The organism is Streptococcaceae bacterium ESL0729, from assembly GCA_029391995.1.
GTDB lineage: Bacteria > Bacillota > Bacilli > Lactobacillales > Streptococcaceae > Floricoccus.
Genome location: CP113924.1, coordinates 936,725 through 961,282, shown reverse-complemented (window position 1 = coordinate 961,282; position 24,558 = coordinate 936,725). Strand labels below are relative to the sequence as shown.

Below are 24,558 nucleotides of genomic sequence, written 5' to 3'. Positions count from 1 at the left end.
AAATGGAACTATTTGAAATAAAAAAACAAGTGGATGACAACCAGACCAAGATTGATAGTTTTCGTGCCAATCTTGACCTAGAAAGACTGGAAGAAGAGATTGCTATGTTTGAAAATGATATGGCAGCCCCTGGTTTTTGGGATGATAATGTAGCAGCCCAAAAGGTCATCAATGAAAGTAATGCCCTCAAGGCCAAGTATGATGACTTTATGAGTATTCAAAATCTCTTTGATGAACTTTGTGTCATGCTTGAGATGCTTGCAGAAGAAGATGATGCCATGATGAAGGAAGAACTTGAGGAGGGACTTACTGCTCTTAATGCCCGCATGCAGACCTATGAGCTTGAGATGCTCTTAAATCAACCCTATGACCACATGAATGCCATCCTTGAGATTCATCCAGGAGCTGGAGGAACTGAGTCCCAAGACTGGGGCAACATGCTCATGCGAATGTATGAACGCTGGGGGAATGCCCATGATTTTAAGGTGGAGATTCTCGACTACCAGGCAGGGGATGAGGCTGGAATTAAGAGTGTTACCTTTAAGTTTTCAGGCCACAATGCTTACGGTTTCTTAAGAAGTGAGATGGGGGTTCACCGTTTGGTGCGTATTTCGCCCTTTGATTCAGCCAAGCGTCGTCATACATCATTTTGCTCAGTCGAGGTTCTACCTGAACTTGACGGAACAGTGGAGCTTGAGATTAACTCAGATGACTTAAGGATTGATACCTATAGAGCCAGTGGTGCTGGTGGTCAGCACATTAATAAGACCGAGTCAGCTGTCCGGATTACCCACCTTCCTACAGGAGTTGTCGTAGCCAGTCAAACCCAAAGAAGCCAGCTTAAGAATAGGGAAGAAGCCATGGGCATGCTTAAATCTAAACTTTACGCCCTTGAAATGCAGAAGAAGCAGGCGGAGGTTGATGAGCTTAAGGGAGACCAGAAGGAAATTGCCTGGGGTAGTCAGATTCGTTCTTACGTCTTCCACCCCTATAATATGGTCAAAGACCACAGGACCAACTATGAAACAGGTGCCATTCAGGCAGTTATGGATGGAGATTTGGATGGTTTTATCGACAGCTACCTCAAATGGAGCATGTAAATGTCTATAATTTATCATGAAAAAGTAAGTTAATATCATCAAATTGTAATTATTTGTAAAAGAGGATAATAATTACTAGATATCAAAATGTTATAATCGAAATGAATGAAAGGAGTATCTGTCCATACAGAGCACATTTATGAGTATAATTGAATTAAAAAATGTTACCAAGAAATACAGCAATGGAACGACAGCTCTTAGAAATGTTTCCCTAAGCGTTGAAGCAGGGGAATTTGCCTATATCGTTGGACCTTCTGGAGCTGGAAAATCAACCTTTATCAGACTTCTTTACCGGGAGATTGGGATTGATGCAGGTGAAGCCCGTGTTGCAGGCTTTAGCCTAGGAAAAATTAAGGGACATGATGTTCCCATGCTTCGTAGGTCAGTTGGGGTCGTTTTTCAGGACTACAAACTTTTACCTAAGAAGAATGTATATGAAAATGTAGCCTATGCCATGCAGGTAGTCGGTCGCCCGCCCCGGGAGATTAAAAAACGTGTCATGGAAGTTTTAGACCTAGTCGGACTAAAGCACAAGGTTAGATCATTTCCTAATGAATTATCAGGAGGGGAGCAGCAGCGGGTTGCCATTGCAAGATCTATTGCCAACTCACCCAAGGTTTTAATCGCTGATGAGCCGACAGGAAACCTTGACCCTGAAAATTCTTGGGGAATTATGAATCTTTTAGAAAAGATTAATCTTCAAGGGACAACAATCCTTATGGCCACCCACAATAGTCAGATTGTAAATACCCTTAGACACAGGGTTATTGCCATTGAAAATGGACGAATTGTAAGGGACCAACAGGAAGGAGAATATGGCTATGATGATTAGAAATTTCTTTAGGCACCTTCTTGATTCCATCAAAAATCTTCGCCGTAATGGATGGATGACGATTGCAGCGGTAAGTTCTGTAACCATTACCCTAACCCTACTTGGTATCTTTTTATCGGTCATTATGAATACGGCAAAACTTGCGACTGATATTGAAAACAATGTCCGTGTCATGACCTATGTTAAACTTGACCGTCATGACAATGACAAGGAATATGCTGACCCGCAAGACAAGACCAAGATGATTGAAAATACCAACTACCATCAAATCTACAATCAGATTTCTGCCCTTGGACATGTTGATGGGATAACATTTTCAAGTAAGGAAGATCAACTGGCCAAGTTGACTGATACTCTAGGAGACACATGGAAATTATTCCAAGGTGATGCAAATCCCCTTTATGATGTTTACATTGTCGAAGCTGACAAGCCAGAAAACGTTAAGGAACTAGCTACAACAATCAAGGAGATTGACGGGGTTGAAAAGACCGAGTACGGTGGAATAAATACAGACCGTATCTTTAAGCTTGCAAGTACAATCAGGACTTGGGGCTTTGGTGGAGCAGCCCTCCTCCTATTTGTAGCTGTCTTCTTGATTTCAAACACAATCAGGATTACAATCATGTCAAGGAGCCGGGAAATCCAAATCATGAGTTTGGTTGGAGCTAAAAAATCCTACATCCGCTGGCCCTTCTTCCTAGAAGGAGCTTGGGTGGGAATGCTTGGGGCAATTCTACCAAGTGTGCTTATCCACTACCTTTATAGGATAGTCTATAAGAGCTTCACACCATCTCTTATCTCTCAGGGACTAAGCATGCTAAAGGCTGACGCCTTTATCCCACAGATTATAATTCTCATGGTAGCAACAGGTGCCGTTATCGGCTCACTTGGGTCTGTCATCTCAATGAGGAAATTCCTTAAAATATAAGAAAAAAACTCTAATAGTTACTATTAGAGTTTTTATTTTATTTAATTGGTCCAAGTGTTTTTAGGGGGAAAAGTCTAAATTTAGCCTTGCCTAGGATTTCTTCCTTGGTAAAGCTTCCTACCTGGCGACTATCTTTTGAGACAATCCTATTGTCTCCTAGAAGAAGATACTGGTCGTCAGCCAAATCGATTTCAAAGTCGGGATTTCCCTGAGCGTCAACTGTAAAGGCCTTAGAATTTGCAGCTCGCTCCTGGAAGAAAGAGTCAAAGGCATAGGTTGCTTGAAGTTTGTCTTCCTTAAACTTGGCCTTGTAGTCATCAAGATAGTCTTCCTTGATGACTTCTCCGTTGATGGTTAAGACATCGTCCTTAAAGACAACCTTATCTCCAGGAAGACCGATAACTCGCTTGATGATATCCTTGGTCTCGCCATTATCTGTTTCTTTGGCAACAACGATATCTGAGCGTTTAAAATCCTTTGAGCGAATCATAATCAGATACTGCTTGTCAGCAAGGGTTGGGTCCATTGAATGCCCCGAGACACTTACTGGTGCCCACAGATAGATTCTTGATAGTAGCATAACAAGTCCTATAAAGATTACAAATCCCCATTCTCGTATAAATTTCATAATTGTGCTCCTTTATTATTATTTTAAGCCAGCAAGCTTTTTGGCCTTTTCCGTATTTTTAAAGTGCATTTTGGCCGTTTTTTCAAGAGTGGCCATGCCTTTTTGGGTAATGATTTGTGCTGCCACCAAATCACTTTTACTACCGGCTCCGCTAGGAAGTCCAAGGGACAGATCATCTGATAGGTCGCGAAGATTTTTTAGAAAAAGGCTTCTAGCGATAATAGAACTTGCAGCAACAGCTAGGAATTGGCCCTCGGCCTTTTGAATAAGGCTGGGCTCGGTCTGGGGATGATTTCTTTCCTTTCTAGCATATTTTTGGTAGTTGTTGGGGGTGGTAAAGGCATCAATCACCAGTTGGTTGATGTGGTCATCATCAGCTAGTTTCTTCTCCAGAAGGAAGATGGCCTGATTGTGCAGGTGGACCTTGATGCTTACAGCATTATAACCTGCATCAATGGCTTGGTTGTACTTGCTTGGACTTAGCAGGATGGATGTGTGTTTGAGCATGCCCTCAAGGATGGGAGCAAGCCTTAAAATCTGCTGGTCCTTAAGGTTTTTAGAGTCATCAACTCCAAGCCTTTTAAGCTCAGGAACATCCCTTTCAGCCACATAGCTTGCCACAACAGCAAGGCCACCAAAGTAGCTCCCGTTACCAACCTCGTCTGTTCCAATTATATTGGCCTGACTGTGAGCTTGGGTGTTAGACTTAGGCCGAACAGCTCCTCCACTTGATTTTACTGCCTTAGCTCCTGTTGTCTTGTGAAGGCCAAGGGATGTGACAGCCTGGTCTGCCAGACTACCTTGGAACATAAGCTTATGGGATGTGTAAGCTGTAACTACAAGCCCTGGCATCTTGGCCATAAAGCTAACATAGGGATTTTTTGGGGGGACAAGATACTTTTTATAGTGATCCTTGATAGCACTTATTTCCTTAGGATTTGATTTGATAACTATATTCATGGTCTTAATTTTATCATAAATTAACAAAAGTTTAAAAAAAACAAGTTTTGCGATATAATGGACTAGAAGTGCTGGTCACTTAAACTATAGGAAATGAGTATACTATGATTTCAATTATAATTATGATACTTTTGGCTTGGGCCTTTTATGTGGGGTATTTGAGGGGCTTGTACCTTCAGCTATTTTACAGCCTGGCTATACTTGTGGCAGGAGCCTTTGCCCTAAAAAATTATCAAACCCTTGCAGCAAAGATTTCTATGTGGATTCCCTTTGCCAATGCAGGTGTAGACAGTAAACTTAAATTTTTTAATCAGGATATAATCTTCCAACTTGATAAGACCTACTATGCAGGAATCGCCTTTTTAATAATTTTAGTGGGAGCTTACCTTGCAGCAAGACTAGTTGGTGTCTTTTTGGGCTTTTTATCAAATTCCCAGCCCCTTGGTCTAGCAGGGTCTATCATATCAGGCTTTCTAGCCCTTTTAACTACCTACTTTATGCTGGAAACAGGCCTTACCATTCTTGCCATGATGCCCATCAATAGTATTCAGGACAAGTTATTTTCAAGTGGCTTGGTAAAATTTATGATTACTGATACTCCGATTTTTTCAAAATTTTTACTAACCAGTTTCTTTGAAAATATCATCCATTTGAATCCAATTAAATAGGGCCTATGCCCTTTTTTAGATAGCAGGAGAACTAATGAATAAAAAAATACTAACAACCCTTGAATTTCAAAAGGTTAAGGAGCAATTTATCCCCTTTTTAAATACAGCCCAGGGGCTAGAGGAGCTCGCAAACCTTCTACCCACGACCAGGGAGGACAAAATCTTAGAGTGGTTTAAGGAGCTTTCTGAGCTTACAAGTGCCATCCAAGAAAATGGTCCCTTAAAAATTGGCCAAACTGAAAATTTAACCGATATTTTAAGAAGGCTTGATCTTGAAGCCAATCTGAATGGGGTTGAGCTTGCTAAGATTAAGCGGGTCACTAGAGTCGTAAGTGAGCTCTTAAATTATTTTTATGACTGCCAAAATGTAACCTTTGATAGCCTAAAAAATCTCCTTGATAAGTTTAAGGACCTACCAAAGTTAAATGGTCTCTTGCAAATTGTTGATGAAACAGGCCACATTCTTGATACAGCAAGTGATAGGCTTTTTGAGCTTAGGATGTCTTCTAAGAAACTTGAGGCAGATATCAGACAAATCATGCAGGAAAGTCTATCTAAAAATGCCAGCAATCTAAGTGAGTCAATCATCACCATCAGAAATGATCGCCAAGTTCTACCTGTCAAGGTTGAAAGCAAAAACAAGGTACCTGGAGTGGTTCATGACATGAGTGCAAGTGGCCAGACGGTCTACATTGAGCCCAAGCAAGCCCTGTCTTTAAATAATAAACTTTCTCAAAACAAGCTTGAAGAACGAAATGAGATTGAAAGAATCTTAAGTCTGGTATCTGATGCCCTAAGACCTCACAGCCAGGATTTAAGGCAGAATAACTGGCTTTTAGGTCACTTTGACTTAATCAATGCCAAGTATGGCTACAAGCTTGAAAGAAAGGGCGTGATTCCTGAGCTAAGTCTTGATAAGGATATTAGCCTGTATGAGGTCCGCCATCCCCTAATCGATGATTCCATGTCTGTTCCTAATACCTTAAAATTTGATGCAAGCATTAATACCATCGTTATTACAGGTCCAAATACTGGTGGGAAGACCATCAGCTTAAAAACCCTTGGTCTAGCCCAACTTATGGGGCAATCAGGGCTTCCTATTCTTGCTGAAGAGGGAAGTAGGATTGGTATCTTTAACGAAATTTTTGCAGACATTGGTGACGGACAATCTGTTGAACAAAGCCTGTCGACATTTTCAAGTCACATGACAAATATCATTGATATTCTAAATCATGTAGACAAGGATAGTTTGGTTCTTTTAGATGAGTTAGGAGCTGGTACCGATCCCAAGGAGGGGGCAGTCCTTGCCATTTCCATTCTTGATTTCCTCCGCCTGTCTAAGACCAAAACCATGGCCACCACCCACTATCCTGAACTTAAGGCTTACGGGGTCGAAAATCCTGGTGTAATCAATGCCAGCATGGAGTTTGACCTGGATAATTTTAGACCAACCTACCGTCTAATTATGGGCGTTCCGGGGCGGTCTAATGCCCTTGAAATTTCAAAACGCCTGGGACTTTTTGATAAGATTATTGAGCAGGCAGAGTCTTTGATTGACCAAAATGATCAAGATGTAAACCTTATGATTGCAAATCTTGAAGAAAAAAATTATTCCCTGAGTGAAAGCCTGACCAACATCAAAAAGCTTGAAGCTGAAAACCTGAAGCTCCACAATGATTTAAGCAAGATGTATAAGGCCTTTAATAGGGATAGGGAGCAGGAGCTAAATAAGGCACGGGTTGAAGCTCAAGATATTATCAAGCTTGCAACAGAAGAAGCTGATTTAATCCTTAAGGATCTAAATGAAAGGTCACAACTTAAGCCACATGAGATTATAAATGCCAAGGCTGAACTTTCAAAACTTGCCCCACAAACAGTCGATTTGTCAAAAAATAAGGTACTTAAGAAGGCCAAGAAGGCTCGTGGTCTTAAGCCTGGAGCTGAGGTTATTGTTAATGAATACGGCCAAAAGGCAACCCTTGTTAAGCTTGAAAAAGATGGCCGCTGGCAGGTACAGATGGGACTTATTAACACCCGCCTAGGGGAAGACGAATTTGAACCCATCAAAAAAGAGGAGCAGAAGGCTTCGAAGAAGGTTAACGTTGTTAAAAGGAGTCAGGGTAAAACCCTCAAGGGTCAACTTGATCTAAGGGGAATGCGTTATGAGGAGGCTGAGCGTGACCTTGAAGAATACATCGACCAAGCCCTCTTAAACAATATGGGGCAAATTACCATTGTCCATGGTATCGGTACAGGAGTTATTCGGGAGATGGTGCAGAAGTATTTGAGAAGAAATCCTCATATCAAGTCCTATGACTATGCTCCGCAAAATGCTGGCGGAAGTGGTGCAACCATTGCTATCTTAAAGTAAGCCTTATAGCAAGCAATTTTTAAGAAAATTTAGTAGAATAAAAGCAGATGGAAAGCTATCCATAAACACAAAGAAAAGTAAACAGGAGGAAATTAAAATGGTAGTAGCAGTTACAGATAAAGATTTCGTAGAAGAAACAAAAGAAGGTTTAGTCCTTGTTGATTTTTGGGCAACTTGGTGTGGTCCATGTCGTATGCAAGGTCCTATCCTTGATCAACTTTCAGATGAAATCGATGAAAGTGAACTTAAAATCGTTAAGATGGATGTAGATGAAAATCCTACTACACCTTCACAATTTGGTGTTATGAGTATTCCTACCCTTCTTTTCAAAAAAGACGGTGAAGTTGTTAAGCAGGTTGCAGGTGTTCATACTAAGGATCAAATTCTTGCCATTGTTAAGGAACTTGAAGCCTAAGATTGCTTTTTGAACCTAGCCATTTAGGTCAACTTGCAAAAGGGGAAAAATTTTGATAAACTAGCCAAGAAATGAGGTAGTTATGGCATATCAGGAACGTAGTAAGGGGAAAACTCCCTTTCAAAAAATGGTAATAGCTGTGGCATGGATTATGCTTATCTTAACCCTTGCAGGAGCTCTTGGAGCAGCTTTGTCAGCTATTTTATAAGTAAGTAAAAACCACCCAGTCTCGGGTGGTTTTCCTGTTTTACCATCTAAATAAAGCCCCCTAGGTTAGTAGGGGGTTATTTTTATGCTAGAAAGTTGTTGATTTCTGTTTCAATGTTGTTAAGTTTTGCTTGGGCAGCAGCTTCAGTATCAGCAACAACAGCCAGGTAGAATTTAATTTTTGGCTCAGTTCCACTTGGGCGAACAGCAATCCAGCTACCATCTTCAAGGTGGTATTTAAGAACATCACTTGGTGGAGTTGTAAGTTTTTCAACCGCTCCGTCCTTAGAAGTGGCAGTAAGTTCCTTGAAGTCTTCAGTCAAGACAACGCTCATTCCGTCAAATTCTTTTGGAGCAGATGTGCGGAACTTGGTCATGATTTCTTTGATTTGCTCGCTTCCGTTGATTCCTTCAAGGGTTACAGAGATTGTTTTTTCCATGAAGTAGCCATATTCAGCGTAAATATCTTGAATACCATCGTAGAGGGTCTTACCAAGAGATTTATAGTAGGCTGCAACCTCACAAATGAGCACAAGAGCTTGGATGGCATCCTTGTCACGAACGAAAGGTTTAATTAGATAACCAAAGCTTTCTTCAAAACCAAACATGTAGGTATGGCTGTGAGTATCTTCAAATTCTTGGATTTTTTCAGCGATAAATTTGAATCCTGTAAGGACGTTCATCATCTCAACCCCGTAGCTTTCAGCAATGCGGGCAACAAGGTCAGTTGAGACGATTGATTTTAGGACAGCAGCATTTTCTGGTAGAGTGCCAGCCTGCTTATGAGCTTCAAGGATGTATTTGGCTAAGATAGCACCGATTTGATTTCCTGAAAGTGGTTGGTAGTTTCCGTTTGGAAGAAGAACCTCAACTCCGATACGGTCAGCATCTGGGTCAGTTGCTACAAGCATCTCAGCTCCCACTTCGCGGCCCAACTCTTCAGAAAGAGCGAATGCTGCTTGGCTTTCTGGGTTTGGTGATTTAACAGTTGGGAAGTCGCCATCAGGAATGGCCTGCTCTTCAACGACCGCAATCTTATCAAAACCAGCCTGAGCAAGACCTGCACGACCAAGCATCTCACCAGTCCCGTGAAGTGGTGTGAATACGATATTAAGGTCACGTCCAAAGTCATCAATTAGCTTTTGATTGATGGTAACTGACTTAAGGTTTGCTAGGTATTTGTCATCGATGTTTTTTCCGATGATTGTAATTAGTCCCTCCCTTAGGTAGTCATTAGTGTTACCTGGATTGATAGAGAAGATATCATCAATTTCATCAACATATTTAGTTAAGGCATCGGCATCATGTGGAGGCATTTGTCCACCGTCCTCACCGTAAACCTTGTAACCATTATATGGTGCAGGATTGTGGCTAGCTGTAATCATGATTCCATTTAAGGCGTTAAGGTCACGCACGGCAAAAGATAGCTCAGGTGTTGGTCTTAGGGATTCAAAAACATATGAAGGAATGCCGTGTGAAGCCAAAACACTTGCTGCCTCCATGGCAAATTCAGATGAAAAATGACGTGAATCGTAGGCGATAGCTACTCCACGTTTTTTCTCAGCCTCACCCTTACTGTCCATTAGACGAGCTAGTCCTTCAGTAGTCAAGCGGACTGTGTAGATATTCATCCTATTGGTCCCAACTCCAATCAGACCACGTTGCCCCGCAGTACCAAACTCAAGGTTGGTATAAAAAGCGTCTTCAATTTGTTCATCAGTAAGATTTTTTAATTCCTTCTTCAAATGTGAATCAAGCTCTTCATTATTTAGCCATACTTGATAGGTGTCCTTGTAACTCATGTAATTCTCCTTTTCCTTTTTACAGACTGTATGTAAACATTTACATTCTAGCATAAAAAAAGCGTTTTTACACGCTTTATCTTCAATCTTTGATTTTTATTAAGATGGGGATAATTGCTGCCACAAGGACGGTTGAGCAAATGGCTTCAGCAATTGAGTTGGTGCCCACAATTGTAGTAAGAACTGTTTTAAGGGACCAACCAAGAACATCCCCAAAAATAAAGTAAATAGCTGAAAGGACTAAAATAGTATTAGTCAGACTCCCTGCAAGACCTGCAAGGCCTGCTCCAATTCTGGGATATGACTTAAGGGCCTTAAAGACATAGTAGGGGATAATCCCAATTAAAATTCTTGGGACAAAGGCAATTAGAAGGGAGCGTAAGTCACCATGGTTGGTACCTGGTAGGGGCTGTAGAGGGGTGAATAAGAAGCTTGTGGGACTTGTAAGAAGGGTCATGGTCAGACTACTCATCACTCCCATGGAAAATCCTAGGAAGGCTCCTTTTTTAGGGCCTAGGATAATTGAGCCGACGATAACTGGGATATGAACCAGGGTAGGTCTGATAGGAAAAGGCCAAAGGGTAAAAATTACCTGAGCTAGGACATTAATTACCAGCATGGCAGCTAGTAGGATGGATAAAATTGCTATATCGGAAGCCTTATTTTTTTTCATCAGTTAACAACTCCTTAATTTTATTTTCAATGTCAGATAGGTCAGCAAGTGCCCCCCTACCGTAATCCCCACAGGCTAGTAAAGAGACCTTGGGTTCTATAATTTCAAAATCGACCGACCTTAAGATATCCATATTTCTTTGGGTCAAAGGATTTTCATACATTTTTGTATTCATGGCTGGGGCAAGTAACTTTTTGACTGAACCATCAAGGGCCAGGGCAACAGAGCTTACAATATCTTGGGCTCGTCCTTGGGACAGACGGCTTATGGTGTCAGCACTAGCAGGGACTACAACAAAGAGGTCACACCTTTTAGCAAGCTCGATATGATTTACCACACTAGGTGACTCTTCATTCATAATATCCGTGTGAACAGCATTTTTAGAAAGGACTTGTAGGGTCAAAGGAGTGATAAACTGCTGGGCACTTTGGGTCATAAGAACGGTAATATCATGACCCGCCTTTTTCAGGGAGGAAATCAAATCAGCAGCCTTATAGGCCGAGATACTACCTGTCACAGCAAGGGTTATATTCGCCATTATTTATGGTCTCCTTTCACAAGTTGCCTTACTTGGTCACTTACCTTATCAAAGATGAGGTCTGCGATTTCCTTTTTACTAGTAGCTGGATATTCATTCTTGTCATCAAGGAGGTAACCCATGTGCCTATCTCCGTAAATATGGTCCAGGTCATTAGCAAAAATATAGTTGGCCCGATTTTTTTTAAGACTCATCCGAGCGACTCTTAGGAGTTCTTCCTTGGAGACACCAACAAGAAGCTTGAAGCCAATTAGGATGACATCCTCCTTATAATCCTTGATTTTACTGATTATTTTAGGGTTTTTCTTGAGAAAAAGAACCTGATAGTCAGAGCTAGATGAGATTTTTTTGTCAGTATTTTTAAGGTCCAGAAAATCAGCAAGATTGCTAGCCTCTTCAAGTTCGTAAAAATCAGTCATATAAAGAGGTTTGTAGTCGCTTACGGCCATGGTATGGATTACGGCCTGGACTGTGGGAACTAATTTTTTCATATGCTGATCAAGATTGTAAGTGTCAGTGATGGTAATTATTTGAAGATTGTCGTGATCTGGGGGCAGGACGGCATTTTTACCAGCCAGAAGAATAACCTGCCAGGATTCATCTAAAAATTTTTCACAAAGTATTTTGCCAAGACTTCCGCTTGCAAAGTTTGTAATCCCCCTAACCTGGTCTATGTTTTCTGTAGTGCCACCTGATGTAATGAGAACTCTCATCAAAATCTCCTTTAACTTGTAACTTGTGATGATGTCAGCCAATTATATTAAAAATTTGCTAAATTAGCAATTAAGCTAAATTATTTCAAGCACCTGCACGAGAAAACTTAAAGAGAAGCCTGAGCATGAGGGGAGCTAAAATTGTTGTAGCAATAATGACCAAGACCACTTGGGAATAAAAACTAGCTGCCAGAAGGCCATTCGTTAGGCCGATTTTTGCAATGATTAGGGCCATTTCCCCCCGACTGACCATTCCTGTACCAATTATTAGGGACTCAACCCTTGTGATTCTAAAGCTTCTTGCGGCTACATAGGCTGGCAAGATTTTTGATACAAGGGCAAGGCCTGTAAGAATCAAAATTGCCATGATCTTTTGGCCAAGACCCGCAAATATTAGGGGTGTTGCAATGGAGCTTAAAAAAATGGGAATGAAAAAACTTTGGGCCATACTTGCCATTTGACTTTCAACCAGATGGGCATCACTATAGAAAAGATCCCTTTTTTGACCCAGGATAAGGCCTGCAAAGAAGGCACCAAGAACGTCTGACATGCCAAGGGTTTGAGCTAAAGCAGCAAGAGCCAGACAGGTAATCAGAGATAGGGTCAGGTCACCAGCAAAAAATTGCTTGTTTTGACCTAATTTAAAAATTAAGGGCAAAAGATAGGTGGCTAGGGGGTAGAGAAGAGCAACAAATAAAAGGGGACCAAGCATCTGTTGGTAGAGATTGATCTGATTGCCTGGTGAAAGTAGGCTTAGAGAGAGGACAGCCAGGATGTCATCGAGGATGGCAGCTCCAAGGATTATGGCAGCAAATCGAGTATGCATCTTCTTATATTCTTGCAGGACTTCAATGGTAATGGAGACACTTGTTGCAGCAAAAATAAGACCTAGAAATAGCGATTTTTGAGCATTAAGTCCTAAAAGGCCTGCCCCGTAGCCTGAAAAAATAATGACTGGGAAGATAACTCCCAAAATGGCCACTAATATACTTGGTCTGATGTATTTTTTGAGGAGGGTAAGATTGGCTTCAAATCCCGCCAGAAACATTAGGAAAATAACCCCAATCTCAGCTAAAAAGTCCAAAACCTCTCCCTCTTTAATGAGTCCTAGGACAGGACCTATAATCAGGGCCATTAAAAGTTGGCCAACAACAACTGGTATCCCTAATCTTTGGGCCAACAAACTTGCTAGAAAAAGGCTTGATAAAATGATTAAAACTTGTAGTAAAAGTGACATCTTTCCTCCTATATACATTAAAAAAAGTAATATGACCCAAGGTCATATTACTTTTTCTTCATTTGGCCATGTGGGTAGTAAGTACCTTCAGGCATATCATTAATAAAAACGTGGATGGCTTCAGCTGGAGCACCGGTATTTTTGGTGACAACTTCTGTAATTTCACGGGCTAAATTTATTTTTTGTTCTTCAGTGCGGCCTTCAAAAAGGTCAATACGGACAAAGGGCATAAGATTCTCCTCAAATTTTTAAAAAAATTATAACATATTTCTGAAAATAGTGAAAGTTAGCTTAGAAATTGAAAAAAGCCTGGCTAGAAAAAAAGTCCCTTCTATGGTAAAATCATTTAGGAATTCATTTAGCCTTTGAGGGCTTTGAATGATTGGGAAGGATGTTTTTAACAAATGGCACAGTTATTTTTTCGCTACGGTTCAATGAATGCCGGCAAAACGATTGAAATTTTAAAGGTTGCTCATAATTATGAGGAGCAAGGAAAAAAAGTGGTTCTGATGACCAGTGCCCTAGATACCCGGGACGGTGTGGGGGTAATTTCATCACGGATTGGCATGAGTCGTCCAGCCCTTCCAGTAACGGATGATATGGATCTTTTTGCTTATATCAATCAGATGGAAGAAAAACCTTACTGTATTCTTGTTGATGAATGTCAATTCCTGAGTAAGAAAAATGTTTATGACTTAGCAAAAATTGTAGATGATTTGAATGTACCAGTCATGGCCTTTGGCCTAAAAAATGACTTTAGAAATGAAATGTTTGAGGGATCAAAACATCTTCTACTCTTGGCTGATAAAATTGAAGAAATAAAAACAATCTGCTGGTACTGTAGTAAAAAGGCAATCATGATTCTCCATTTTGTAGATGGAAGTCCTATCTATGAAGGAGAACCCATCCAAATTGGAGGCAATGAGTCTTATCTTCCGGTTTGCCGCAAGCACTATTTTAAACCAGATATTAAGGAGAACAACTAATGTATGATCAACTTCAGGCGGTAGAAGACCGCTACGAAGAACTTGGAGAGCTTTTAAGTGACCCAGAAGTAGTAAGTGATACCAAACGCTTTATGGCTCTTTCTAAGGAGGAGGCAAGCATCCGCCAAACTGTCGCAGCCTACCGCGACTACAAGAAAACCCTTGAGACAATCTCTGACAGTGAGGAATTACTGGGAGAAAGCGGTCTTGACGATGAAATGGTTGAACTTGCCAAAGAAGAGCTTAAAGAAGCCAAGGCCCACAAGGAAGAACTAGAAGAAGAAATCAAGATTCTTCTCCTACCAAAAGACCCTAACGATGATAAAAACATCATCATGGAAATCCGAGGAGCAGCAGGTGGTGACGAAGCGGCCCTCTTTGCAGGAGACCTTCTAAACATGTACCAACGCTATGCTGAAGGTCAAGGTTGGAAGTTTGAAGTCATGGAAGCAAACATCACTGGAGTTGGGGGATATAAGGAAGTTATCGCCATGGTTTCAGGTGACTCTGTTTACTCAAAACTTAAGTATGAGTCAGGTGCCCACCGTGTGCAGCGTATCCCTTCAACGGAATCCCAAGGACGTGTCCACACTTCAACTGCCACAGTAGTAGTCCTACCAGAGGCTGAAGATGTGCAAATCGACATCCCAGATTCAGATTTACGTACAGACATCTACCACGCGTCAGGTGCCGGAGGTCAGCACGTCAACAAGACTGCCTCAGCAGTCCGTATTGTCCACCTTCCAACTGGTATCAAGGTTGAAATGCAGGATGAGCGTAGCCAACAAAAGAACCGGGAAAAGGCCATGAAAATTATCCGTGCCCGCGTTTACGACCACTATGCCCAAGAGGCCCAAAGCGAGTATGACGCTACCCGTAAGTCAGCAGTCGGTACAGGGGATCGTTCTGAGCGTATCAGAACCTACAACTTCCCGCAAAACCGCGTGACTGACCACCGTATTGGTCTTACTGTTCAAAAACTTGACCAGATTATTGCTGGTAAGCTTGATGAGGTTGTTGACGCTCTAGTGATTTATGACCAAACTCAAAAACTAGAAGAGCTGAATAAATAAAAGGATGTAAGAGGGCTAGATAGTCTAAGGAAGTAAGGATGAAATATAGGGAATTCTTTGAACAAAAATTAATCGAAGCAAGTAATCAGGAGGACCTGGCCTATGTTTTTCGCCATCTCAAAAAACTTGATACCTTGGATTATGTAAAATTGCTTAATGAGGAGGTTACAGAAGATAACCTCCTTCTTTTAGAAGAAATATCACAGCGGCTTGAAAAGATGGAGCCTGCTCAGTATATAGTGGGTAATACTGATTTTTATGACCTAAATTTAGAGGTCGATCAAAGGGTTTTAATTCCCCGACCTGAAACGGAAGAATTAGTTGATTTAATCCTCAAAGAAAATCAAGAGACCAAGCTCCGGGTGCTTGATTTGGGTACAGGTTCTGGAGCCATTGGCTTATCTCTTAAAAAAGCCCGCCCAGACTGGGACTTGGTTCTTGCTGACATCTCCCAAGACGCCCTTGATTTGGCCTCAAAAAATGCCCTTGATAAAGGGCTCCAGGTGGACTTTGTCCAAAGTGACGTCTATTCGAATCTTTGGGGAAATTTTGATATAATTGTGTCCAACCCACCTTATATTTCCTTTGATGAAGAAGTATATATGGATGAGTCGGTCATTAAGTATGAGCCAGATTTGGCCCTTTATGCTGAAAACTCAGGTCTTTTGATTTATGAAAAAATCGCCCAGGGTGCCCCTCAATTTTTAAGGGAGCAGGGAAAGATTTATTTGGAAATCGGTTTCAAGCAGGCCAGCCAGGTTGAGGGAATATTTTTAAAAGCCTTTCCAGCTAAAAGAATTAGAGTTTTTAAGGACTTGGCTGGACTTGATAGGATGGTGGCAGTAGATGAAAACTGAAATTTTAGCAGATAATCAACTTGATTTAGCGGCAAACTTCTTAAAAGAAGGGGAGCTCGTCGCCATGCCAACTGAAACAGTCTACGGATTATTTGCGGATGCTCTTAATGAAGCAGCTGTCAGACAGGTGTTTGCTGTAAAAGGAAGAAATCTTGATCATGCATTAAATCTGAATATTTCAGGTCTTTCTGATCTTTACAAGTACTCTAAAAATCAGCCTGCAAATCTTGAGCAGGTAATTGAAAAATTTTGGCCGGGTCCTCTAACAATTATTCTTGAGGCAAGTGATTTGGTTCCGCCCTACATTAATCAAGGAAAGGATACTGTAGGCTTTAGGATGCCAGACAATGCCTTTACCTTAGAGGTTATAAAAAAAGTAGGGGTTCTTGTGGGACCAAGTGCCAATCTTACGGGTCAAGCCAGTCCAAGAAAGGCTATCCAAGTTTTGCAAGATTTTAAAGGCAAGATTAGGGCCCTTAAGGAGGATGATCAAAGTATCAGCGGACTTGATTCAACCATTGTCGATTTTTCAAAGGGAAACCCGCGTATTTTAAGGCAGGGGGCAGTGAAATTAGAAAGTATTGAGGAGCTATTATGATTTTTAAGGAAGAAGATTACATCTTACAAGACCCTGAATTATGGGCAGCTGTGCGTGCAGAAGAAAATCGCCAGCAACAAAACATCGAGTTAATTGCCAGTGAAAATGTGGCCAGTCCTGCTGTAATGGCTGCTCAAGGAAGTCTTTTAACAAATAAATATGCTGAAGGATATCCAGGACGTCGTTATTACGGCGGAACTGAGGCTGTCGATGTGGTTGAAAATTTAGCCATTGAAAGGGCCAAGGAACTTTTTGGAGCTAAGTTTGCAAATGTTCAGCCTCATTCAGGTAGCCAGGCCAACCAGGCAGCTTATATGAGCTTGATTCAACCAGGTGACAAGGTAATGGGAATGGACCTTGCAGCTGGAGGACACTTAACCCACGGGGCAGCAGTAAGCTTCTCAGGAAAGACCTATGATTTTACACCTTACGGAGTTGATTCAACAACAGAAGAGCTTGACTATGAGGCTATTTTAGACTTGGCCCGTGAGGTTCAACCTAAACTTATCGTAGCTGGAGCATCAGCCTACTCAAAAGCCATTGATTTTGCCGAATTTCGTAAAATCGCTGATGAGGTTGGGGCAAAACTGATGGTCGATATGGCTCACATCGCAGGTCTTGTAGCAGCTGGTCTCCACCAAAATCCTATGGAATATGCTGACCTTGTAACAACTACAACCCATAAAACCCTAAGGGGACCTCGCGGAGGAATGATTCTTACCAATGATGAGGATTTAGCCAAGAAGATAAATAGCAGCATCTTTCCAGGTATTCAAGGGGGACCTTTAGAGCATGTCATCGCAGCCAAGGCTGTTGCCTTTAAAGAAGCGATGGGGCAAGACTTTATTGACTATCAAAGTCAGGTAATTAAAAATGCCCAGGCTATGGTTGAGGTTTTTGACCAAGAAGAAGGTCTTCGTGTCATAAGTGGTGGTACCGACAATCACTTATTCATGCTGGATGTTACAGGTCTTGATATCAATGGTAAGGAAGCTCAAAATCTTTTAGATGAGGTGAGCATTACCCTCAATAAAAATTCAATTCCCTTTGAACCCCTAAGCCCTTTTATTACAAGTGGTGTAAGGATTGGAACTCCAGCTATCACTAGCCGCGGTTTTAAGGAAGAAGAATCAAGGGAGGTCGCAAGACTTATCATTAAGGCTTTCAAGAATAAGAATAATCCTCAAGTTCTTGATCAAGTAAAGGTTGAGGTTAAAAACCTAACTGATAAGTTCCCCCTGTATAAATAATAAGTAAATGTTAGACATATATGTAAAAAAAGCAATCATTCACTCTTTTGACCCAGGCCAAGAAGAATTGGATTTTTCAGAAAATCTACTTGATTTGAGTCCTGCTCTTTTAGACTATGTCAGTAAAAAGCTTGAAAAAGTCTACACCGACAAGGCCAAAAGGGGTGAATTATCTGCTGAAAATAATTTTCTAGCCCTTATTGGGCCTGATTTTCTTGCAACAAGTAAGGAGATTGCAAGGCTTTGGCAAAAAGAATATTGCCTAGCTGAAAGTCCCAAACTAAGTGACCTACTCTTTGTTGAATTTGAAAAAGATGCAGTCAGCCATTTTGCCTTTATGAGGATGGCTTTGCGGGAAAATTTTTCCCACCTGGTTGAAAATCAATCAATTACGATTAAAAGAACTCAAAAGAGTCTACCTGGTGCAGGTAGTCCAGCCGATGAGGCTCTTGTTATCAACATGATGTCAGGGAGCTATCATTTAATCGAAAAGAGAATCAAACATAATGGAAAAACTTATAACTACCTGTCAGAAAATATTCTGGCTCATAAGCCCCATATGTCAATTGACCATGCTGTGAAGGCCATCAAAAAGACTGCCGAGTCAGTTGCTGGTGACTTTAATAGGGATGATTTTGAATTTTCTTCCAAGGTTCAAAATATTGTCCATGCATCGATTGAAGAACATCAGTCCCTTGATCCAGATAGCCTGGCTGATCAATTCTTCTCAGATAATCTGACTGCCCGCCTTGAATTCAAGGATAATCTTAAGGAACTTTTACCCCAGAAGGTGGATTTTTCAGAGATTTCCAGTCAGGGACTTGAAAAGAAATTATCCAATCAAAAACTTTCCCTCTCAAACGGGATTGAACTCATGGTGCCCCAAAGCCTCTACGATGATGTTGATTCTGTCGAATTCATCCAGGAAGAGGACGGGAGCTATTCGATTTTGATTAAAAATATTGAAGAAATAAAAAATAAGTGGTAAAACTGCTAATTAGAGGGCAGGTGATATATGTTTAAACTAATTCGAAGGTTAATTATCCTTGCTGCCTTGCTTTTTGCAGGTTTGTATCTTTTTAATGTCCATAAAAATGTCAAGCAAGTCTTGTCCTACAAGCCTTATATTGAGGAAAGCTTGAAGAATCACGGGGTGGCAGGTAATAATGACACCGAGCTTGCCTTGGCCATAATTTATACAGAAACTAAGGGTCAGGCAGCTGACGTCATGCAGTCTAGCGAAAGCTTGGGTTATGAGCCTAATGCTATTTCCAGTCAGGAAGATAGCATAAAGCAGGGTATCATTACCCTATCAGAACGACTTCAGGCGGCATCTTTAGCAGGTGTTGATATTTGGACAGGAGTTCAGGCCTATAATTTTGGTGAGGCCTACATTGATTACGTGGCCCAAAGGGGGAAGAAAAATACCCTCAAGCTTAGTGAAAGTTACTCAGCAGATGTTCTTGCCAAGTCTTTGGGCAATGAGGATGCGGCTACTTACAAGCATCTAACACCTATTTCCTTCTTTTTTAATGGTGGAAAGTTATACGTCAATGGCGGTAACATCTTCTATGCTTGGGAGGTAAGGATTAATTTATACCTTGTACGATTTATGAGTTGGTTTTAAGAAGGCATCCTTTTGGATGCTTTTTTTAGTGGAACAAGCGTCAAATTAACAAGACCTTAAAAATATGCTATAATGGCTCAAATAAAGCGTTTAAATTGTGGTTTTATGAAAGGAAGATAGATAATGGTTAAAATTTACTTGGTAAGGCATGGTAAAACCATGTTTAATACAATTGGTCGGGCTCAAGGTTGGTCAGATACTCCCCTAACTAAGACAGGAGAAATTGGTATTATTGAACTTGGACTTGGTTTTAAGGATAGGGGGCTTAAGTTTGACAGGGCCTACTCATCAGACAGCGGGAGAACCCTTCAGACCATGAATTTAATCTTGAGTCAGTCTGACAATCAAGACATTCCTTATACCATGGATCCAAGAATCCGTGAATGGTGTTTTGGATCTATGGACGGGGCCTATGATGGTGAGTTATTTGGTGGTGTTCTACCAAGGACTGATGCCTATAAGGGGCAGGATATTGAAAAATTAAGCTATGAGGACATGGCCCGTGGTATCATGGAAGTTGATACAGCAGGTTGGGCTGAACCTTGGGAAGTTTTGAGGGACCGAATCCTAACAGGTTTTGAGGATATAGCAAGGGAGGCCGTTGACACGGGTGCCAAAAATATTGTAATCGTTAGCCACGGATTAACTATTGCAACTTTTATCCACTTAATTAACCCAGACCAACCAAGAGTTCAAGAGCTTGACAATGGAAGTGTTACTGAGCTTACCTATGACGGTGAATTTAAGGTTGAAGCAGTTGGTGACATGTCTTACAGGATGACGGGTCGAAAATTGATGGATGACTTAACATAAATTTTAGGAGTTGAAAGAAGATTAGTCACGGAGGATACGGGTGAGACGAAAGTTAAAGCTACCATTTTTTATCTTTTTTATCTTAATTGAGCTTTTGGTAACTCTCTTTATTGGTAACTTTTCCCTGGAGCATACCGACCAAAGTTCAAGTAAGCTTGAGGAAACGATAGTAAAAATTGATCGTAAGGAGTTTATCAAAGAGATAGCTCCTGCTGCTGAGGAGGTTCAAGAAGCCTACGGAATAAGAGCTTCTTTAATCATAGCTCAGGCAAGTCTTGAATCAAACTTTGGCCAGAGTGAACTTGCCAGCAAGTATAAAAACTTATTTGGCGTAAAGGCAGATAGTAGCGGGAAACATATTAAACTTGAAACCAAGGAATACCTGGACGGAGAGTGGATTACAGCTACTGGTGATTTTGCCTGGTATGACTCTTGGAGGGATTCAATCATAGCCCATGCAAGGCTTATGCGTGAGGGAGTTGATTGGGACAAGAGCAAGTATGCAGCTGTTGTTGCCGCAGGTGACTACAAGGAAGCGGCCCAGGCCATTCAAGATGCAGGCTATGCAACTGATCCTACCTATGCCAGTAAGTTAATTGAGTTAATCGAGCAGTATAAATTATATCAATATGACAATTAATTTCTTTAATTAGCACTTGAATAAATCAAGTGCTAATTTTTATGCTTTTTTCTTGACTTTATATAAAATAGGGTGTATCATGTACATATAGTTAGCAGTCAGGAGGTGTGAGTGCTAATGTTAACAAAAAGACAAGAAGATATTTTGAGCCTGATTGTAATTAGGTACGGATCAACTCACATACCTGTTGGTTCCAAAGTTTTAATGGATTCAATCAAGGCATCAAGTGCCACCATCAGAAATGATATGAAGGTGCTTGAGGATGCTGGTTTTTTAAAGAAGGAGCATCTTTCTAGTGGTCGGGTACCATCAATCGATGGCTACAAGTACTTTGTCGATAACTTTTTACAGCCCAGTCAGTTGGACCGGGATGCAATCTTTGAGATTATGAACTCGTTTGACCATGATTTTTATAGGTTGAATGATATTTTTGAAACAGCAGCTGGCTTACTTGCAAGTAGGACGGGGCTCACAAGTTTTGTCTTGGGTATTCCGCCGCTTGAGCAGAGGCTAACAAATTTTGATATTGTAATTCTTGACAGTCATTCAGCCCTTGCTGTTATGACCTTAAGTACCGGAAGTGTTAAGACCAATCAGTTTATCCTACCAAGTAGTATGGCAGTTGATGATGTTGAGAAAATTTCGGCTCTTGTTAAGTCTAGGCTGGTCGGTAAGAGGGTTCTTGATATCCACTATGCTTTAAGGACTGAGATTCCTCAGATTCTGGCTAAGTTCTTTCAAGTAACAATTGATGTATCTGAACTTTTTGATTATATTTTTTCAGTCTTGTACGAGGAAGATATTCAGATGGTTGATGAATACAGGTTGCTTGACTATGCCCAGCATAATGATTACTTGTACCGCTTATTGAGTGACCGAGATGAGTTGGCTCAAAATCTTAGGGGGATGGTTGATGCTAATAATGCACGAACCATTAAGCTAGGGGAGGATGATCTTTTTAAGGATTTGACCCTCATAGCTCAGAGGTTTATTATCCCCTATCGGGGGATTGGTACGGCCCTTGTTATAGCACCGATTGATATAGATTATGACCGGGTGGTTGGTCTCGTTGATTTGATAGCAAAAATTCTATCAATGAAGCTGGCTGACTACTATAGGTACCTAGATGGTAATCACTACGAGGTCCAAAAGTAGTTGAAAAGATAAGGAGAAAAATGTGTCTAAGGAAGATTTAAAAAAAGAAGAACGAGCAGAAGAAGTTGAAGAAAATTTGGTTGAAGAAGCCAAGGAGCTTGTCGAAGAGTTAAGTGAGCTTGAACTTCTTCAGAAGAAGGCTGATGAGCTTGAAGATAAGTACCTTCGTACGGCAGCTGAAATGCAAAACATTCAGCGTCGCGGAGTTGAAGAACGCCAAAGTATCCAAAAGTATCGTTCACAGGATTTGGCTAAAAAAATTATCCCAAGTCTTGATAACTTAGAGCGTGCTCTCCTTGTCGAAGGAATGGATGAGTCAGTTAAAAAAGGAATTGAGATGGTTCAAGAGAGCCTATCAAATGCCCTAAAAGAAGAGGGAGTTGAAGAAATTTCAACTGAAGGAGCTTTTGATCCTAACTTCCATATGGCAGTCCAGACTGTTCCAGCAGATGATGAACATCCGGCTGATACAATTGTGCAAGTCTTCCAAAAGGGTTACAAACTTCATGACCGAGTTTTAAGACCAAGCATGGTTGTAGTAGCTCAGTAATCAACAAAATTTTTGACTGAAATGTCTTTAAACTATAAAATAAAAACGAAATAAAATAATAAAAGTAAAAATAAAAAAGGGGAAAGTAATATGTCTAAAATTATTGGTATTGACCTTGGAACAACAAACTCAGCAGTAGCAGTCCTTGAAGGTGGCGACGCTAAAATTATTCCAAATCCAGAAGGAAACCGTACAACTCCATCAGTTGTAGCCTTCAAAAACGGAGAAATCCAAGTTGGTGAAGTTGCTAAACGTCAAGCTGTAACAAATCCAGATACAATTGCATCAATCAAACGTCACATGGGTGAAGATTACAAGGTTGAAGCAAATGGTAAATCTTACACTCCACAAGAAATCTCAGCTATGATTCTTCAATACCTTAAAGGTTTTGCTGAAGACTACCTTGGAGAAAAAGTTGATAAAGCGGTAATTACAGTACCAGCTTACTTCAATGATGCTCAGCGTCAAGCTACTAAAGATGCTGGTAAAATTGCAGGTCTTGAAGTGGAACGTATCGTAAATGAACCAACAGCAGCAGCCCTTGCTTACGGTCTTGATAAGGCAGAAGATACTGACGAAAAAGTTCTTGTATTTGACCTTGGTGGTGGTACATTTGACGTATCTATCCTTGAACTTGGAGACGGAGTATTCGACGTACTTTCAACAGCTGGAGACAACCACCTAGGTGGGGATGACTTTGATAACAAGATTATCGACTGGATGGTTGCTGAATTCAAGAAAGAAAACGGAATTGACCTTTCTAAAGATAAAATGGCTATGCAACGTCTGAAAGATTCAGCTGAAAAGGCTAAAAAAGATTTATCAGGTGTAAGCTCAACTCAAATCAGCCTACCATTCATCACTGCAGGAGAAGCTGGACCTCTTCACTTAGAGTTAACTCTTACTCGTGCTAAATTCGATGAACTTACAAGTGATTTAGTAGAACGTACTAAAGAACCTGTTCGCCGTGCCCTTTCTGACGCTGGACTTAAGGCTTCAGATATCGATGAAGTTATCCTAGTTGGTGGATCAACTCGTATTCCTGCGGTAGTTGAAGCTGTTAAGAAAGAAACTGGTAAAGAACCAAACAAATCTGTTAACCCTGATGAAGTGGTAGCTATGGGTGCTGCTATCCAAGGTGGAGTCATCACAGGTGATGTTAAAGACGTAGTTCTTCTTGATGTAACACCACTTTCACTTGGTATTGAAACAATGGGTGGAGTTATGACTAAACTTATTGATCGTAACACTACTATCCCAACAAGTAAGTCACAAGTGTTCTCAACTGCAGCTGACAACCAACCAGCAGTAGATATTCACGTACTTCAAGGTGAACGTCCAATGGCAGCTGACAATAAAACTTTAGGTCGTTTCCAGCTTACAGACATTCCAGCAGCTCCTCGTGGTATCCCACAAATCGAAGTAACATTTGATATTGATAAAAATGGTATCGTATCAGTTAAGGCTAAAGATTTAGGAACTGAAAAAGAGCAAACAATCGTTATCCAATCTAATTCAGGACTTACTGATGAAGAAATCGATAAGATGATGAAGGAAGCTGAAGCTAATGCTGAAGCTGATGCTAAACGTAAGGAAGAAGTAGATGCTCGTAATGAAGCAGATTCACTTGTCTTCCAAGTTGGTAAAACTCTTCAAGACCTTGAGGGTAAACTTGACGAAGCTCTTGTTAAGAAAGCAGAAGATGCTCGTGAAGAACTAACCAAAGCCCTCGAAGGTGATAATATTGAAGATATCAAAGCTAAGACAGCTAGCCTTAATGAAGTTGTCCAAGAGCTTTCTGTGAAACTTTATGAACAAGCAGCAGCTGAGCAACAAGCGGCTAGTGGAGATGCATCACAAGCTTCATCAAATGATGATGTAGTTGATGGTGACTTCGAAGAAGTTGATAAATAATAATTTTTAAAGAACACACCTAA

General features: G+C 40.9%; 27 protein-coding genes. 19 read left to right on the top strand and 8 right to left on the bottom strand.

Translation table 11 applies throughout. From position 1 onward, the window contains the following. Positions 1-2: 2 nt before the first annotated feature. The 3 genes from prfB to ftsX all read left to right on the top strand — a co-directional run bounded on the left by prfB (position 3) and on the right by ftsX (position 2,860). Complete coding sequence (gene prfB / locus OZX68_04815) at positions 3-1,100, top strand: peptide chain release factor 2 (GenBank protein WEV60251.1); 1,098 nt, start codon at positions 3-5, stop codon at positions 1,098-1,100. A 139-nt stretch (positions 1,101-1,239) separates the two neighbouring features. Next, the gene (gene ftsE / locus OZX68_04810; GenBank protein WEV60250.1) at positions 1,240-1,932 is read left to right on the top strand and encodes a cell division ATP-binding protein FtsE; all 693 of its coding nucleotides are present in this window, start codon (positions 1,240-1,242) and stop codon (positions 1,930-1,932) included. Beyond that, on the top strand, positions 1,925-2,860 hold the full coding sequence (gene ftsX, locus OZX68_04805; protein WEV61377.1) for a permease-like cell division protein FtsX: 936 nt from the start codon (positions 1,925-1,927) through the stop codon (positions 2,858-2,860). The genes ftsE and ftsX overlap by 8 nt, the downstream gene beginning before the upstream one ends. A gap of 37 nt (positions 2,861-2,897) precedes the next feature. Here the strand turns inward: ftsX and lepB are convergent, their stop codons facing one another. Together lepB and rnhC are read right to left on the bottom strand one after the other, a co-directional pair. Next, entirely contained in the window at positions 2,898-3,488 is a 591-nt protein-coding gene (gene lepB / locus OZX68_04800) for a signal peptidase I (protein WEV60249.1), read from the bottom strand. Positions 3,489-3,506: 18 nt separating this feature from the next. Next, positions 3,507-4,448 (bottom strand): ribonuclease HIII, encoded by a 942-nt coding sequence (gene rnhC, locus OZX68_04795; GenBank protein WEV60248.1) that lies wholly within the window; start codon positions 4,446-4,448, stop codon positions 3,507-3,509. Positions 4,449-4,552: 104 nt separating this feature from the next. Between rnhC and OZX68_04790 the strand changes: the two genes are divergently transcribed. The 4 genes from OZX68_04790 to OZX68_04775 all read left to right on the top strand — a co-directional run bounded on the left by OZX68_04790 (position 4,553) and on the right by OZX68_04775 (position 8,110). Further along, on the top strand, positions 4,553-5,116 hold the full coding sequence (locus OZX68_04790; protein WEV60247.1) for a CvpA family protein: 564 nt from the start codon (positions 4,553-4,555) through the stop codon (positions 5,114-5,116). A gap of 34 nt (positions 5,117-5,150) precedes the next feature. Then, complete coding sequence (locus OZX68_04785; protein WEV60246.1) at positions 5,151-7,487, top strand: endonuclease MutS2; 2,337 nt, start codon at positions 5,151-5,153, stop codon at positions 7,485-7,487. 97 nt (positions 7,488-7,584) lie between these two features. After that, on the top strand, positions 7,585-7,902 hold the full coding sequence (trxA, locus tag OZX68_04780; GenBank protein WEV60245.1) for a thioredoxin: 318 nt from the start codon (positions 7,585-7,587) through the stop codon (positions 7,900-7,902). A gap of 82 nt (positions 7,903-7,984) precedes the next feature. Then, positions 7,985-8,110, top strand: a complete 126-nt coding sequence (locus tag OZX68_04775; protein ID WEV60244.1) for a DUF4044 domain-containing protein — start codon at positions 7,985-7,987, stop codon at positions 8,108-8,110. Positions 8,111-8,192: 82 nt separating this feature from the next. On the opposite strand, the gene OZX68_04770 is transcribed toward OZX68_04775, so the two are convergent. The 6 genes from OZX68_04770 to OZX68_04745 form a co-directional block, all read right to left on the bottom strand. Continuing rightward, entirely contained in the window at positions 8,193-9,911 is a 1,719-nt protein-coding gene (locus OZX68_04770; protein WEV60243.1) for a phospho-sugar mutase, read from the bottom strand. 82 nt (positions 9,912-9,993) lie between these two features. Continuing rightward, on the bottom strand, positions 9,994-10,584 hold the full coding sequence (locus OZX68_04765) for an ECF transporter S component (GenBank protein ID WEV60242.1): 591 nt from the start codon (positions 10,582-10,584) through the stop codon (positions 9,994-9,996). Beyond that, positions 10,571-11,122 (bottom strand): phosphopantothenoylcysteine decarboxylase, encoded by a 552-nt coding sequence (gene coaC / locus OZX68_04760; protein ID WEV60241.1) that lies wholly within the window; start codon positions 11,120-11,122, stop codon positions 10,571-10,573. Before coaC ends, OZX68_04765 begins: the two co-directional genes overlap by 14 nt. Further along, positions 11,122-11,835, bottom strand: coding sequence for a phosphopantothenate--cysteine ligase (locus OZX68_04755; GenBank protein WEV60240.1), 714 nt, complete (start codon positions 11,833-11,835; stop codon positions 11,122-11,124). Before OZX68_04755 ends, coaC begins: the two co-directional genes overlap by 1 nt. Positions 11,836-11,920: 85 nt before the next feature. Continuing rightward, positions 11,921-13,072: a cation:proton antiporter gene (locus tag OZX68_04750; protein WEV60239.1), complete on the bottom strand. Its 1,152-nt coding sequence runs from the start codon at positions 13,070-13,072 to the stop codon at positions 11,921-11,923. A gap of 47 nt (positions 13,073-13,119) precedes the next feature. Beyond that, a complete protein-coding gene (locus OZX68_04745; protein ID WEV60238.1) occupies positions 13,120-13,302 on the bottom strand; it encodes a 4-oxalocrotonate tautomerase in 183 nt (60 codons plus the stop codon). 174 nt (positions 13,303-13,476) lie between these two features. Here OZX68_04745 and OZX68_04740 point away from each other — a divergent pair, with 174 nt between their 5' ends. From OZX68_04740 to dnaK, 12 genes are all read left to right on the top strand, one after another. Next, complete coding sequence (locus OZX68_04740) at positions 13,477-14,058, top strand: thymidine kinase (protein WEV60237.1); 582 nt, start codon at positions 13,477-13,479, stop codon at positions 14,056-14,058. After that, on the top strand, positions 14,058-15,131 hold the full coding sequence (gene prfA, locus OZX68_04735; GenBank protein ID WEV60236.1) for a peptide chain release factor 1: 1,074 nt from the start codon (positions 14,058-14,060) through the stop codon (positions 15,129-15,131). Before OZX68_04740 ends, prfA begins: the two co-directional genes overlap by 1 nt. Positions 15,132-15,169: 38 nt before the next feature. Further along, the gene (gene prmC, locus OZX68_04730; protein ID WEV60235.1) at positions 15,170-15,988 is read left to right on the top strand and encodes a peptide chain release factor N(5)-glutamine methyltransferase; all 819 of its coding nucleotides are present in this window, start codon (positions 15,170-15,172) and stop codon (positions 15,986-15,988) included. Further along, positions 15,978-16,586: an L-threonylcarbamoyladenylate synthase gene (locus OZX68_04725; GenBank protein WEV60234.1), complete on the top strand. Its 609-nt coding sequence runs from the start codon at positions 15,978-15,980 to the stop codon at positions 16,584-16,586. The genes prmC and OZX68_04725 overlap by 11 nt, the downstream gene beginning before the upstream one ends. Continuing rightward, positions 16,583-17,836 (top strand): serine hydroxymethyltransferase, encoded by a 1,254-nt coding sequence (locus tag OZX68_04720; protein WEV60233.1) that lies wholly within the window; start codon positions 16,583-16,585, stop codon positions 17,834-17,836. Before OZX68_04725 ends, OZX68_04720 begins: the two co-directional genes overlap by 4 nt. A 7-nt stretch (positions 17,837-17,843) precedes the next feature. Beyond that, a complete protein-coding gene (locus tag OZX68_04715) occupies positions 17,844-18,824 on the top strand; it encodes a nucleoid-associated protein (GenBank protein WEV60232.1) in 981 nt (326 codons plus the stop codon). Positions 18,825-18,851: 27 nt separating this feature from the next. Next, entirely contained in the window at positions 18,852-19,463 is a 612-nt protein-coding gene (locus tag OZX68_04710) for a lysozyme family protein (protein WEV60231.1), read from the top strand. Positions 19,464-19,586: 123 nt separating this feature from the next. Beyond that, a complete protein-coding gene (locus OZX68_04705) occupies positions 19,587-20,276 on the top strand; it encodes a phosphoglycerate mutase family protein (protein WEV60230.1) in 690 nt (229 codons plus the stop codon). A 40-nt stretch (positions 20,277-20,316) separates the two neighbouring features. Further along, positions 20,317-20,916 (top strand): glycoside hydrolase family 73 protein, encoded by a 600-nt coding sequence (locus OZX68_04700; GenBank protein ID WEV60229.1) that lies wholly within the window; start codon positions 20,317-20,319, stop codon positions 20,914-20,916. A 117-nt stretch (positions 20,917-21,033) separates the two neighbouring features. Then, positions 21,034-22,071, top strand: a complete 1,038-nt coding sequence (gene hrcA / locus OZX68_04695; protein ID WEV60228.1) for a heat-inducible transcriptional repressor HrcA — start codon at positions 21,034-21,036, stop codon at positions 22,069-22,071. Between the two features lie 22 nt (positions 22,072-22,093). Next, a complete protein-coding gene (grpE, locus tag OZX68_04690) occupies positions 22,094-22,621 on the top strand; it encodes a nucleotide exchange factor GrpE (GenBank protein ID WEV60227.1) in 528 nt (175 codons plus the stop codon). Positions 22,622-22,711: 90 nt separating this feature from the next. Next, positions 22,712-24,535 (top strand): molecular chaperone DnaK, encoded by a 1,824-nt coding sequence (gene dnaK / locus OZX68_04685; protein WEV60226.1) that lies wholly within the window; start codon positions 22,712-22,714, stop codon positions 24,533-24,535. The last annotated feature ends 23 nt before the right edge of the window (positions 24,536-24,558 follow it).